Here is a 12,143-nt window from a genome sequence, read left to right as displayed (position 1 = left end):
AGGGGCAGTTATGACGCAAGAGGATAATCCACAAAGTGAGCCGAGCCACGGGCCGGAACATCTTGAAAGCATCAAGATTGCTCACCTTACCATGCTGCAAGGTGTCATTACTCGGATGGGCGCGAACTCATTTACCTTGAAGGCCTTGGCGGCCACGTTCGGCAGTGCAGCTATCGCCGCTTTGGCAAGCTCCAGCGAACCGTCGGTTTTCTACGCCGTCGCTGCGCTGATACCAATCTTTATGTTCTGGCTCATGGACGCCCAGTATCTCCGCATTGAGCGGGCCTATCGTAAGCTCTACGACAAGGTCAGAACGGGTGAGCAGGTAGAACCCTACTCTCTCGACGCAACGGCATTCATGTCCCACTTCGGTGTCGCACTTAGAATTGCGATCAGCTGGTCCGTTGCCATCTTTTATCTCGCGATTCTGATCTCCCTGGCAGTCGTCGCATCCATTATTTTTTGCGGAGCATAGCACTCACCCATGTTTTCACCCACACCAGTCAAGAGACGAGTGTTCTTTTCGTTCCATTACCAAAACGACATCTGGCGTGTGAACCAAGTTAGGAATTCGTGGCGCTACGCAAAACCAGACACTCGTGAAGGGTTCGGATTCTACGACGCAAGCATCTGGGAGAGCGCGAAGCGGACGAGTGATGATTCACTTAAAAATCTCATTCGAAACGGGATTTCCAACACTTCGGTGACATGTGTCTTGGCAGGTGAACAGACCTACGCACGGAGATGGGTTCGCTATGAAATCGCCCGAAGTGTCTTGAAGGGAAATGGCCTTCTGACGGTCAACATATCGAGTCTGCGGGATAGACTTGGATATCAAGCAACACAGGGCCCGAACCCTTTGGACTACATGGGGCTCTACAGGGACAATCTTGGTCAGATCCGCTTGGCAGAATTGAAGACAAACAAGTGGTACCGGTACCAGGATTATCAGCAGGTAGTCACGCCACCTGAAACTTGGTTTGTCCCCGCAGGAAATGTTGTCCACAAGCTCAGCAATTATGCCCTGCACTATTGTTACGTCGCACACAGGGGGAGCGACAACTTCGGAAGTTGGGTCAGGAATGCAGCAAGTATAGTTGGGCGGTAAATGGTAAACCAATCGACAATCATGAATTACAGGGCGGAACCAGCGTTCCAAGACCGAAGCCGTGTGATCAACGAAGCCCTGGAAAAGAACCGCCAAACCGCCTTTCTGTCACACAGCCACAAGGACTATGAACTCGTCAGGAGGGTTCAGGCGTTTTTGCGAGATAACGGCTGGAATGTGTACGTCGACTGGCAGGATGAAAGCATGCCTACGAGCACCAACCGCGAAACTGCAAAAAAGATTAAGGACAAGATCCTGAAGCTGGACTGGTTCCTCTTCCTGGCCACCCAGAACTCAATGGTAAGCAGATGGTGCCCCTGGGAAATCGGCTACGCAGACGGAGTGAAGCCAATATCCAGAATCTTAATAATCCCAACAACTGATCAGTCAGGAAAGACGCACGGGAACGAGTATCTGGACCTCTATCGCCGAATTGAGCATGGTTCCTCTCCAACTAAGAGTGCCTACGCCGTCTTCGATCCTCGCGCCGAGAGAGGCACCTTCCTTGAGAGTATCCAGCGCTGATCAGGCGCATTGGTTGAAAATCTGGCTATATCAGATTTTATAGGATTGCACCCGAGCACCCTCGCTGAGCGCGAGTTTTCAGCTAGCGGGCGCAACGTTCCTACGGCCTGGCCAGCGAGGGCCGGGCAAGATAATTTGGAAATGCACAACCATAGTAGACGGAAATTTTTTGACTCTACCCTTTCCACCTGCCCCCAAGAGAAAAGCGTGCGACGGTATCAGTTTTTCCACCCCGTATAGCACGCCAACTCGACGCCATTGCGGAAGTTTGCAATTGCTTCTCTCTGATACACTTCGGTCGAGAACCGTGGCTGCTCATAGGCCATAAGCAAAATCTTGTAGGTTAATGTATTTCTCTGAATGCCAGAGACTCTAATAAGCCCTGAAAGCGGTACGCCGTCCTGACTCGACCTCATAAAAGTGGCAGCAGCTTCTCCATAGAGCTCACATGAGATAGAGTCATCTCTACGGTCAGAGGCCACGGTCTGACCAGACTCTTCTGCGCCTGATTGCGATGCATCCATAATCGATATTGCGAAGGCAATAATTGCCGCAATCTTTCTCATGCTCTTATCCTCTCGATGTTGACAGGATGATAGCACGACCCCGATCGCCCACATATATGTCCAAGAAATTCAGATGTGGATAACCCACTCAGGTCTACTGGGATACCGGGAAATACTTACTACATAGAAATTACTCTTCAGCCAGCTGCAGCCATAACCTAAGTATCAGTGCTGCGTAGTCTTCAGATCCATTTCATCCGTTTCGAGTCGCAACACCTCGCCCCAAAGCGCCGTCTTGAAGCACATCCAGTCCCGCCGACTGCCACCCTCAACCTCATGGACCGAGATCAGCCCAGCCCATTCCAAGGGCTTCAGAACGTAGCTGGAGAACGCCGCTAACTCCCGCCACCCGGCATTGTCCCAATCCGGCCCATCCCCATAGAACAGACCATACAGCTGCCTCTCCGTCAGCCCCTGCTCCAGTTCGACATTCATCACGTTCAGCCAGACATCCCATGTCCCGAAAGGGCGCTCATCCAGGCGGTTATATGAAGTGTGGTCAACCTCCAGCAGGAAGAACAAGATCAACTGGTCGAACAGCACCCCCGGGGAATTCAGCAAATCCTTCCCCTTCTTCGTCAAAAGGAATTTCCCCTTGTAGTGACGCCCGAGCGTAAGCTGCAGAAGTAAGAAATGCACGACCTGGATCGGCGGAAACTCGTACTCGTTGACTACCTTGCTGACGCTGAAGGCCTCCGCGGGCCCGTACCCTGGCCAGTCGACATGCTCCACGGCCCAATGGACGAACTTGCGCTGAAATGCCTTCGTGGCGGTCAGGCCGATGCCATTGTTCTCGGTAGCATACTGCATGGTGCGGTGTGCAGCCCGGAGCAACGGAGACAACTGCAGGGCGGGTTCGACGTCAGTGAGTTTGCGAAAATCGATCATGGATCGTTTCTCGCATCATCGACGGAAGCTGACGAGGCACATTTCCATGTAGATCTACCACCCCCAATGGCCACGCACCGCCCCGTCAACAGTTCGGCTTTCATACCGCTCGTCACCCCAAGGTTTTGTTTTTTCAGATTTTTAGGTCTCCTCATACTCCGCACCCCTCCGATGGCCAAGAGCATCGACCGCATGGCGGAGTGACACGAACGAACAATGCGAGCATCAACAGATGCTCTACTTTTCGCAACAAATACAGTGGCTTAAATGGATAAATCCTCGAATTACCACTTGCCACAGGGCGCGCCCTATACATACTTTCGGGCGTGAAACGACCGACGATCAATTTCGACCATACCCGAAAGACCACACCCACCCTTAAGAATGTTAGGCCATCCCTATGAACCTCTCCGATTTCGCCAAGCAACGTCCCAAGAACTTCACCGAACAGGAGTTCGTCGATTTGATGAACCAGGTGATCGACCTTAAGACAATCGTTGACCTTCCCGCGGAAGAGCGCAGCGCCTTGTTCGATGGCGTTCAGTACCTCCTTGATTACATCATGTTGGCCCAGGAAGCGAATGGGGAGCTGCGTACCCATCAGGGCCAGCCTGTGATGGACTACAACGGTCCGTTCATCCCGCATGTGTTGGTTCGGCCGGAAGGCATGGAACTGGACCGCAAAGCACTGGAGACCTTCGGTGTTGGGGAGGCCGACAAGTATTTCGGGGATGAATAGGCCTATGGCGGCAAGCTGCCATAGGACATACCCTGAGCACGACTGACAACATTTACCTGGTCGCCAATACCAAGATCATTGCCGTGATGGCGTTGGCGTCAAGGCTTACCATGGAGAAGCGACAGACAGCTCATGAGTGACCGCCCCACCTTTGATGACATCCGGCGCAAGCAAGAGAGCTTCATCGGCCCTCCTGAGCCCCGACGGGGACCGAAGATGCCAAGAAAGTTGACCGAGGCTGATGAGATTTATGCGAATACGCTGGTCACGGTGTCGATCATTCGCGCTGCGCTCGGGGCTGGACAGCCTGTCGATCCAGAACACCTCCCTGAGAGGATTGTCGAGATCATTGAGGAGAATTGCATGGGATCGAACATTCCGATGGTGGATGGTCGAGCGCACTACAGGGTCGATGATGTCGTCAAGGCGCTGGACATTCTCAGAGGTGAGGCTACGGGTGAATAGCTCGATGAGCTTGGGAAAGCAGAAGATCGACTGATGCATCGTCCGCCATGGATCAGGCTCCCTACAAAAAGGGCGTGCGCAGTCATTGGATGCGGATGCAAACAACGCCCCCGGAACACTTCGAAAGCATCCGTGCGCATAGTGTCAACCGGAACAAGTTGCAGTAGACTTGTCAGAGCGGAGCTTTTTCAGGTGCGCGCTGAACGAGACTTTGAAACTATAATGCCGGGGGATTCATTTGATAGCATATAGAGGTAACGTTCTTCTCAGTGATGAGATTGAATTGACGGCGCATTTAGCAACCCTCCTACGTATGGAAAATATAGGTGTTTTGCTTGGGGCAGGTGCGTCCGTAGGATGCGGCGGGAAGACTATGGCTCAACTTTGGGAAGACTTTAAGGCGTCATCTCCGAGCGAATACCAATGGCTTTGCCGCAATAAGTTCATAGATGCCCCTATGCCACCCGTTACGCCTCAAGCCATCCCTACCCCAGCCGGCACACCTAAAGCCGAACCGATGCCATCCGGCCTTCCTATGCCCGCCCCAACGCCACCCGGCGCACCTCAACCTCCAACGCCAAATGTTGAGAGCCTTTTGGACACGTTGGCAATTGCTTTGGCCGAGTGGGAGCGGGCAGGCTCGATAGAGATGGTTGAGGGAAAGAAGGCTCGTGCTGCGATCTATCGAGCGTTAGTCAGAGCGTCTTTTCTGGATGAAAGCTGGTGGAATACTCCAGAGGGAGTCGCGCACAGCGAGGACAGGCTGTCCGCTCACAGGCTACTTTTGCAGCGGTTGACGTCCGCCAGGCAACCGGGACAATCATCTCCTTGGCTGTTCACAACCAACTATGATCTCGCCATTGAATGGGCGGCTGACTCAATTGACATGAACGTCATCAACGGCTTCTTGGGTCTCCATTCGCGCCATTTTACACCCCAAAGCTTCGATCTGGGATATCGGAATGTTCAGGCAAAGGGAGAGGCACAGTTTGGGTCTTACAATGTCTATCTGGCTAAGCTCCATGGCTCACTGACTTGGAAGGAAGTTTCTGGACAGTTCTATGAAATTCAAGCGACTGAGGCGCAGGGCGAAATCCGGTCCTTTGCAAAAGGCGAAACAGATAAGCTTGCTTTTACAGTTCTCCCCAGTGCCGCAAAGTACATTCAAACTGTTGGCTTCGTACTTGGTGAACTGTTTCGCAGATACTCTGAGTTTCTGGCTCGTCCACAGTCTACCCTATTAGTGTCAGGATATGGCTTTGGAGATGAGCATATAAACAGGTTACTTTTGTCAGCGTTGCTCTATCCGACTTTCCAGTTGGTTGTCTATCTCCCCGAGTTTTCCGGGTTGGAAGACGTGTCTAAACTTCCAGCTGCAGCGCAAAAGTTGCTTTCTCTACAAAACCCACGTGTAACATTTGTGGGGGGTGGTGGAGACGCCTATTTCGGGAGCTTTGTCGAACACCTTCCCGAACCATCAATCTACAACGAAGACCTCCGCCAACTTCAAGAAAGGCTAAGAGCGCTTCATGCAGCCGCAAACCCAAATGCGGGTGGTTCATCATGATCGGTCGTTCACCAATTGGGTATGTAGTTCGGATTGATGGAGCGGAAATCACTCTAAACGTCTTGGATCACCACCGGGGAATGGTCGCAGGACATTCTCACGGTGTGTCGATGGTCGCGGAGATTGGCAGCCTTTTGGGGATTGATGCGGGCGACCGCTTGCTTTTGCTGAGGGTTAGATCGATCAGTTTTGCTGAACCAAATGAGGTTCATCGCCGATCCATGGGAAGTAGCTCACTTTCGGCTGAACCTTTGCGCCATGTTGTCGGCATCGTCGTAGGAAAACTCACGCGAAAAACCGGTGACCTTGAATTTGTGTCGGACTCACTGTCCACCCCCGCTTTAGGGGCAATGGTCTATCCGCTGATCTCGGATGAGGAAAAGACAGTTCTTGGTCGCGACGACAACGCGCCTACATCGATTCACTTGGGAAATGAGTTGCGCAGCGGCGCACCGGTCCACGTGGACATTCAAAGCCTGATAAGCAAACACGTAGCCGTTCTCGGTAGTTCAGGACAGGGAAAAAGCTGTTTTACAGCCGCTATACTTCAGCAAATTGTTAAGCTTCCAGGCTCTCGGACAGTCATATTCGATATCAACGGTGAGTATGAACAAGCCTTCTCAGAAAACGTAGAGCCGGGCTGGGTCAGAACTACAAAGCTTGGAGAGGGCGGCCTTAAAATTCCCTACTTTGCGCTTGGTCGGCACGGCCTCCAAAGGCTCCTAATGCCAAGCGAGAAGACGCAGAGGCCAGCACTGATGTTCGCCTTAGAATCGCTCAATCGGGTCAAATGGATCGATGTCGGTAATGGTGTCGGAATAACAACTGACACCACACCATTTTTGTTCGATGACTGCCGAAGCGGGAATGCAACGCAAGCACAAGAAAGAATTTCGGCGCTACAGAACAAGACTGCGCCCGAAGTATCCATCTGGCCCCCGATGAAGGCTCTGGGCCCATTGGTTGCGGAAAGCTATTCGCTGACAAATGGCAGAAATGGCTGGGAGCGAAACGCATTTCAATATGGAAATGTGGCCCCGCTGATAAACCGCATCCACAGGTTTGTTGAAGACCCTATGTTTTCAGCTGTAGTCGACACGAATGGAAAGCCCTGCACTACGCAGCTCGACTGGCGTCGCGAGGCCTCAGATTTAGTTGCAAACATATTCGGGGATGAGAACTCAGACTGGAGGGTGCATATTGTTGATCTGCGCAGGGTGGCCCATGACCTGATGCCGTTTATTCTTGGATCATTGCTGGAATTATTCGCGTTTGAGATCTTCGAGCGAGGCCAAGATCGGAAGGTTCCCACCCTTTTAGTGTTAGAGGAAGCACACCACTATCTAAGACCCATGGCTATCGGGGAAAGCGACACCGGCAGTTCTTTGGCTTATGAACGTCTGGCAAAAGAAGGTCGGAAGTTTGGATTGGCGCTTTGGTTGAGCACTCAACGTCCTTCGGAGATATCTCAAACCGTTCTTTCTCAATGCGGCAATTGGATTTCGTTCCGGCTGGCATCAGATAGAGACTTGGCGGCAGTTCAAGCATCGAGCGAATGGGCGGACAGACGAGATGTGAAAAGAATCTCTGGCCTTGCTCGTCGGAACGCCGTTGCCTTCGGTGAGAGCCTAAGAATGCCCGTAAGCCTCATCGCTCCAACGGCATCGCCCACACCGAAATCAAGTGACGCCCCTTTCGACAAGTGGGCAGATGCTCGCGAGAAGCCAGGGTTAAGGCATTCGAATAGCTAATTTTATTACCTCAGTACGAATGTCAGAAAAGTGGACTTCGACTGCAGCATTGAACTGACCTACTCAAGTGCATCTCCAGGCCGAAAATGGACGCGGACCGTCTGTTATGGTTGGTCGTTGAACGGGTAACTCGCTTTATCCCTTGAAGCTGCTGAACCGGCCACGATGGGTTCGTGTTTCGACGACGAGCACGCCATCCTCGATCCCAGCCCGACGGATGGGCGCTTTGGTCAGGGCGATGCCCAGCGGTTTGCCCGCCTCCGTCAACACCCGCACACCCTTGTTCTCGACCAGCAAGACCAAGCCCTCCTCTACAAGGAGGTCGCATTTGGTCGTGCAGTCCTGCAACCCCACAAGGCGGTCGCCCTCAAGGACGTAGAGACGGGTGAATGTCTGGATATAGAGATAGCGATCCGTCTCCAGGATCCTGACTGGCACGGCGCCCACATCGTAGAGGGCGATCGGCTTGCCGGAACCATCGATGCGCAGGACCCGCCCTTGGGTGGTTCCCAGTAACGCCGTGTCGCCACGCCCTGAAAAGGTCGCAGCCTGAAGGCGGTCAGGGCCGCCGCCGGTCGTGAAAGTCACGGTGGCAGAGAACGTCAGTAAGTCCTCAGCGTTTTCCTTGCCCTGCAGTTCTTCGTGGCTGGCCCCGGTCAGTGTCTCGTAAGCCGCGTTGACTACCTTCATCTGGTCCTCGCTACCCGGATTGAGGTCCGGGTGCAGCTGACGCGCTAAGCTTCGGTATTTCTGCCGGATCTCATCCGGCGTTACTGGCAGCGCAAGCTCAAGCTCCTTCAGTGCCTCTTCGATTTCCACGGCGGTTCGCGTATGCCTGCCCATGTCGCCCACTTCGAAGGTATGATGATAGGTCTCCACGGGGCGCTCAGGCATACGGACGCCCCACAGAAGCTTTCCGCACTGATCGATGCACCAGGCATCATCAACAAACGTGTAAAGGTATCTGTCCCGGCTGGGGCTGAGTGCGATGCAGTTGAGCGCCCAATGGGGTTCACCCCAAAGAATACCTCCGTCCACGTCAGGATCGAGACGGCGGCGCCCCGCTGCGACTTCGGGCGTGGCGGATAGATCGGTCTCGAAATCGACCTTCAGGTCTGCGCCGTAGACGGTCAGGATGTTCGTTTTCGACCGTGTCGCGAAGCCCTGGCCCTCGGGATGGACATCAAGCGCATAGATTGGACGCTTCAGTCGTTCGATCATCGTGGGGCCGCCCTGCTCGGAGGTGAACATCACTGCGCCCGGCGCACCGATGCTTGCCTCGGACTTTGCAAGATCATCGAAGGAAAGGACACCGCCACGTGTGGTGAAGTGTTTTCGGAAGGCAGGGTCCGGGCGATCCCCGGGCGCGATCGCCTCTACAGTGAGTTCACGCCAAGCGCCTTCGGCATCCTCGAATTTTTCATTGGTTGCAGGCAGCGTAACCTGACTGGTCCAGGCCTCCGGAGATGGTGGCAGCGGCACCAAGGTCAGCTTTTCGAGGTTGAGCTCGATGGGCTTCCCCGGCTTGGATCTGGCCTGGTGAGACCCGGGGCGCGGCGGCTCGGTGTAGACTGCCGAAGCGTCCTTGGCGCTCATCTCGATGCCATCTACGTAGAGCGCGTAGGTCTTTCCGTTCTTGGCGCGGGTGATCTCGCCAGCCTTCTCCAGCCACGAGATCAGGTTGCTAACAAGGCGGCCATCCTCGGCGCCCACCTCCGACTTCATCTTGTTCTGCAGGATGCCAGGCTTTGCTGCGACGGCTTTGCGAATGGCGTCGAAGAGGTCGATGGCGGCGAGATGCTTTTCGGCATCAGCGCGGTATTCCTCGAGATGATCGAATTCCGATACCAGATCATGCAGCATCGCCAGTCCCTTCCGGTCGCCGGTGATGGCCAGCATGGTGCCGCCCTGAGTAAGCGCGGGCATGTTCAGGCTGAGCCTCTTGCCGTTGCCCCTGATATCCTCAAGCCACTTGCGAATGAGCGGCAGGCTCTTGCGCGCTGCAGTTGCCGCGTCCGTGTACCTGCGATCTGATATACTCTCCTGCAGGGCCTGCAATTGGCTGAAGTAAGCCTGCCCCGGCATCTCATGGGATTGTGCCTCAAGACGCTCCCTCGTTTCCCGTTCGAAGTCCTCGAAGCGGCTCTGGCGCTCACCGCCTGAGTCGGCCGTTTCGCGGATGGCGGGGACCTCCTCATCACGCACTGTAGTCTTCCCCGCGCCGAAAAGTTTCTTCAAAGTGCCGAACATCATGAACCCAACTGCCTGACCTCTATATGGCAATTGGCGCATCCTAATTTCCGCATGTCAATCTTCCGGGCCCCCAGCGGAGACGTTCACACGCAGTGGGCGCGCGGGTGCGCCCCCGGCTGGGAGGCAGAATAGCCTCGGACCATCTACCTACCAGAGCGCGGGATCACCGAAGGCAGCGACGCGGCGGGGAGGGGCCGCGTCGCCGCGCCCTGTTACACCTCATGCTCGAGGACCTGTCACACCCCGAGCAGCGGCAGGCTCCTGTGCGCAATCGTCAATCCTCATTGCTACCTTCGGGACCCCGCTTCCGCTCAAAGGACATCCATACAAACTCGCCGGTCTTCTTGCTTCTGTAGATCGCCACCCGGTCGCGCCTGAGTTTTCGAAACGGCATGTTCTCACGCTGCAACTCGGCGGGGGAAATCTTCCCACGTTCCAACCGCTCTTCGTCGCGTTGCCGAGCGCGAGCTTTCTGCCGTTGCCGCTCCTCGAAATCGAAGTACTTGGGACCATCCTCGTCGCGCATGTCAGCCCTCCCCCTTGGCGTTGAACACGATACGTTCTCGCCAGGCACCCAACAGTTCATCAAGCAACGACAAGTCATCGAGCGGCTGACACCCAGGCACGTCGATCTGCACGAATCCGGAAGGTACCTCTTCCATCCCGAGCCCCATGGCTATGGACCTCTCATAGTCGGAGAAATGGCGACCCAGCTTATACCACCGGGATGCCGTGCGTGCCCATCCCCGGTTGGCGTCAATCGCGACAAGCTGTGAGGTCGTGATCCAACCGCTCGCAAGTGTCGGGTGCCCCGACACCATACCCCAAAGGATTGGTGCGCCGTGGCGAGATACGTGGGGTCGCCAGTAGTTCAGCACAGGTGCCTCGGCGAGGTTAGTTTCGGAAGGGCCACCATCGGCGGCTTTGATGGCGGAACGTATCTTTTTGGCCCAGTGGGGCTGCGCAGGTTTCTTGTTCACGAGGAACTCCCAAATTGAAAAAGGCGTGTTTGATGGACGACGGCGGTTGGGGGGGCATTGCCATCCCCTCGCGATAATTCTTCTTAGTGCAACACAGGGCGGTTCATTGCCTGCTCGACAGCATCCAGCATTCGAATGACCGATCTCAGGCTGACGTGGTGCGGAGTCCGGATGGCCTCGATGACCTCCTTGACCGCATCAACGGCATCCTGAGGAAGGTCGCGACGCGCTCCTTCCCGTTCGGCAAATCCGATCAAGTGTTCTTGCGTCAGGGCAGCCAGTTCCGTGGGTGGACAGCGGCTCAAGAAAGGTGCTGACAGACCACGCAGGCTATTGGCTGTCAGGATCCAGGTAATCCAGGACATATCGAAGCCGATGCGGAAGTACGGACATGACCAGTGACGCGCGGTAGTCCTCTCAAGGAGCGGCAAAAGACCCTCGGTCAAAGAAAACCGCTGACCGCCCGATGACTGCACATCCCCAGCCTTCTCTATCTCGTCAATCACGATCACAGGATTGGCTATTTGAGACGCCATGATCCCTTCCAAAACCTTACCCGGGCTCGCCGATCCCCAGCCTCGTTGAGACCCCGTCACAGCAAACGAGGCAGGCTCCCCTGTAGCTTCGATGATTGTCGTTGGAACGGAGAGTAGGTCCCCCAGTAGGCGCGCCCAGTGGCTTTTCCCGATCCCTGGCGGACCAACGAGGAGCATCGGCTGGACAAGAGGCGCAGGATCGCCGTTGCGGACCGAAGCGCGCATGTCCCGCCAAAGACGATCGGTGGCCGGGGCCATCCACGGCATGGCGGTGTGAATGGCGCTGGCGATCTCGTCAGCGTGGTGCTCGGTCTCGACCGGCATCAGCATTGCACCATTCCGAAAAACCTCGAGCCGCGCACGGTCTTTCCTGTCGAGGTGCGCCAACCCGGATTGGTTCGCGACCGCGCGGAGGTATTTCTGTGTTCGGTGTTCTATCTTCGCGCGGTCCTCTTCCGACAAGCCCAAATCATCTGGAGGATTCTCCATGTTTTCCCTGTAACGCCACAGGAAACGTTTCAGGCGCGTATTGAGCTCGAACTCAGTTGGCAGGTCTTCGGGAGGGAACCTGACATCGGCAAACGGTATTCGGGGCATTGGGTGTCCTCTCTGAGCCGCTCCGCCATCCACAGGCGGCCAGCATTCGGCAGCGCGGGGCTGCCAGGGGTTTCAGTCAGAGGATCCGGGTCCTTGAGAACGTTATGAGAACATGGCGCTTCCCAGGTCAACGGCACCCGGGCACTCCCCGAGCCCACGCCAAAGTCA

The 12,143-nt window shown here is 55.2% G+C and carries 12 protein-coding genes; 6 read left to right on the top strand and 6 right to left on the bottom strand.

The features are described from left to right. Nucleotides 1-10 precede the first annotated feature (10 nt). Both J7392_RS09115 and J7392_RS09105 read left to right on the top strand, forming a co-directional pair. Nucleotides 11-475, top strand: coding sequence for a hypothetical protein (locus tag J7392_RS09115; RefSeq protein WP_114293441.1), 465 nt, complete (start codon nt 11-13; stop codon nt 473-475). A 696-nt stretch (nt 476-1,171) separates the two neighbouring features. After that, complete coding sequence (locus tag J7392_RS09105; protein ID WP_209217252.1) at nt 1,172-1,633, top strand: toll/interleukin-1 receptor domain-containing protein; 462 nt, start codon at nt 1,172-1,174, stop codon at nt 1,631-1,633. A 218-nt stretch (nt 1,634-1,851) separates the two neighbouring features. Here the strand turns inward: J7392_RS09105 and J7392_RS09100 are convergent, their stop codons facing one another. Further along, nucleotides 1,852-2,199, bottom strand: coding sequence for a hypothetical protein (locus J7392_RS09100; protein ID WP_209217251.1), 348 nt, complete (start codon nt 2,197-2,199; stop codon nt 1,852-1,854). A gap of 165 nt (nt 2,200-2,364) precedes the next feature. Continuing rightward, complete coding sequence (locus J7392_RS09095) at nt 2,365-3,087, bottom strand: hypothetical protein (protein ID WP_209217250.1); 723 nt, start codon at nt 3,085-3,087, stop codon at nt 2,365-2,367. Nucleotides 3,088-3,487: 400 nt separating this feature from the next. On the opposite strand from J7392_RS09095, the gene J7392_RS09090 reads away from it, so the two are divergent. The 4 genes from J7392_RS09090 (at nt 3,488) to herA (ending at nt 7,609) form a co-directional block, all read left to right on the top strand. Then, nucleotides 3,488-3,826 carry a hypothetical protein gene (locus J7392_RS09090; protein WP_209217249.1) on the top strand — a complete coding sequence of 113 codons (339 nt, stop codon included), beginning with the start codon at nt 3,488-3,490 and terminating at the stop codon, nt 3,824-3,826. 132 nt (nt 3,827-3,958) lie between these two features. Next, on the top strand, nt 3,959-4,291 hold the full coding sequence (locus tag J7392_RS09085) for a hypothetical protein (protein ID WP_209217248.1): 333 nt from the start codon (nt 3,959-3,961) through the stop codon (nt 4,289-4,291). A gap of 238 nt (nt 4,292-4,529) precedes the next feature. Continuing rightward, complete coding sequence (locus J7392_RS09080; protein WP_348540694.1) at nt 4,530-5,858, top strand: SIR2 family anti-phage-associated protein; 1,329 nt, start codon at nt 4,530-4,532, stop codon at nt 5,856-5,858. Then, a complete protein-coding gene (gene herA, locus J7392_RS09075; protein ID WP_209217246.1) occupies nt 5,855-7,609 on the top strand; it encodes an anti-phage-associated helicase HerA in 1,755 nt (584 codons plus the stop codon). Before J7392_RS09080 ends, herA begins: the two co-directional genes overlap by 4 nt. Nucleotides 7,610-7,744: 135 nt before the next feature. Here herA and J7392_RS09070 read toward each other — a convergent pair whose 3' ends face one another. The 4 genes from J7392_RS09070 to J7392_RS09055 all read right to left on the bottom strand — a co-directional run bounded on the left by J7392_RS09070 (nt 7,745) and on the right by J7392_RS09055 (nt 11,975). Further along, entirely contained in the window at nt 7,745-9,862 is a 2,118-nt protein-coding gene (locus J7392_RS09070; RefSeq protein WP_247744518.1) for a J domain-containing protein, read from the bottom strand. A 274-nt stretch (nt 9,863-10,136) separates the two neighbouring features. Further along, complete coding sequence (locus J7392_RS09065; protein ID WP_209217245.1) at nt 10,137-10,388, bottom strand: hypothetical protein; 252 nt, start codon at nt 10,386-10,388, stop codon at nt 10,137-10,139. A gap of 1 nt (nt 10,389) precedes the next feature. Next, complete coding sequence (locus J7392_RS09060; RefSeq protein ID WP_209217244.1) at nt 10,390-10,842, bottom strand: DUF6634 family protein; 453 nt, start codon at nt 10,840-10,842, stop codon at nt 10,390-10,392. Nucleotides 10,843-10,925: 83 nt separating this feature from the next. Beyond that, nucleotides 10,926-11,975, bottom strand: coding sequence for an AAA family ATPase (locus J7392_RS09055; protein ID WP_209217243.1), 1,050 nt, complete (start codon nt 11,973-11,975; stop codon nt 10,926-10,928). Nucleotides 11,976-12,143: the final 168 nt, after the last annotated feature.

The sequence above is a fragment of the Sulfitobacter sp. R18_1 genome (assembly GCF_017743915.1).
Taxonomy (GTDB): domain Bacteria; phylum Pseudomonadota; class Alphaproteobacteria; order Rhodobacterales; family Rhodobacteraceae; genus Sulfitobacter; species Sulfitobacter faviae.
The sequence above is the reverse complement of the archived record's forward strand: the minus strand, read 5'-3'. Positions and strand labels throughout refer to the sequence as shown.

Bases quoted from the DNA above. Each gene is read 5' to 3' on its own strand.
- J7392_RS09085 (WP_209217248.1), top strand. From the start codon at position 3,959: ATGAGTGACCGCCCCACCTTTGATGACATCCGGCGCAAGCAAGAGAGC.
- herA (WP_209217246.1), top strand. From the start codon at position 5,855: ATGATCGGTCGTTCACCAATTGGGTATGTAGTTCGGATTGATGGAGCG.
- J7392_RS09095 (WP_209217250.1), bottom strand. From the start codon at position 3,087: ATGATCGATTTTCGCAAACTCACTGACGTCGAACCCGCCCTGCAGTTG.
- J7392_RS09070 (WP_247744518.1), bottom strand. From the start codon at position 9,862: ATGATGTTCGGCACTTTGAAGAAACTTTTCGGCGCGGGGAAGACTACA.
- J7392_RS09090 (WP_209217249.1), top strand. From the start codon at position 3,488: ATGAACCTCTCCGATTTCGCCAAGCAACGTCCCAAGAACTTCACCGAA.
- J7392_RS09065 (WP_209217245.1), bottom strand. From the start codon at position 10,388: ATGCGCGACGAGGATGGTCCCAAGTACTTCGATTTCGAGGAGCGGCAA.
- J7392_RS09115 (WP_114293441.1), top strand. From the start codon at position 11: ATGACGCAAGAGGATAATCCACAAAGTGAGCCGAGCCACGGGCCGGAA.
- J7392_RS09055 (WP_209217243.1), bottom strand. From the start codon at position 11,975: ATGCCCCGAATACCGTTTGCCGATGTCAGGTTCCCTCCCGAAGACCTG.
- J7392_RS09100 (WP_209217251.1), bottom strand. From the start codon at position 2,199: ATGAGAAAGATTGCGGCAATTATTGCCTTCGCAATATCGATTATGGAT.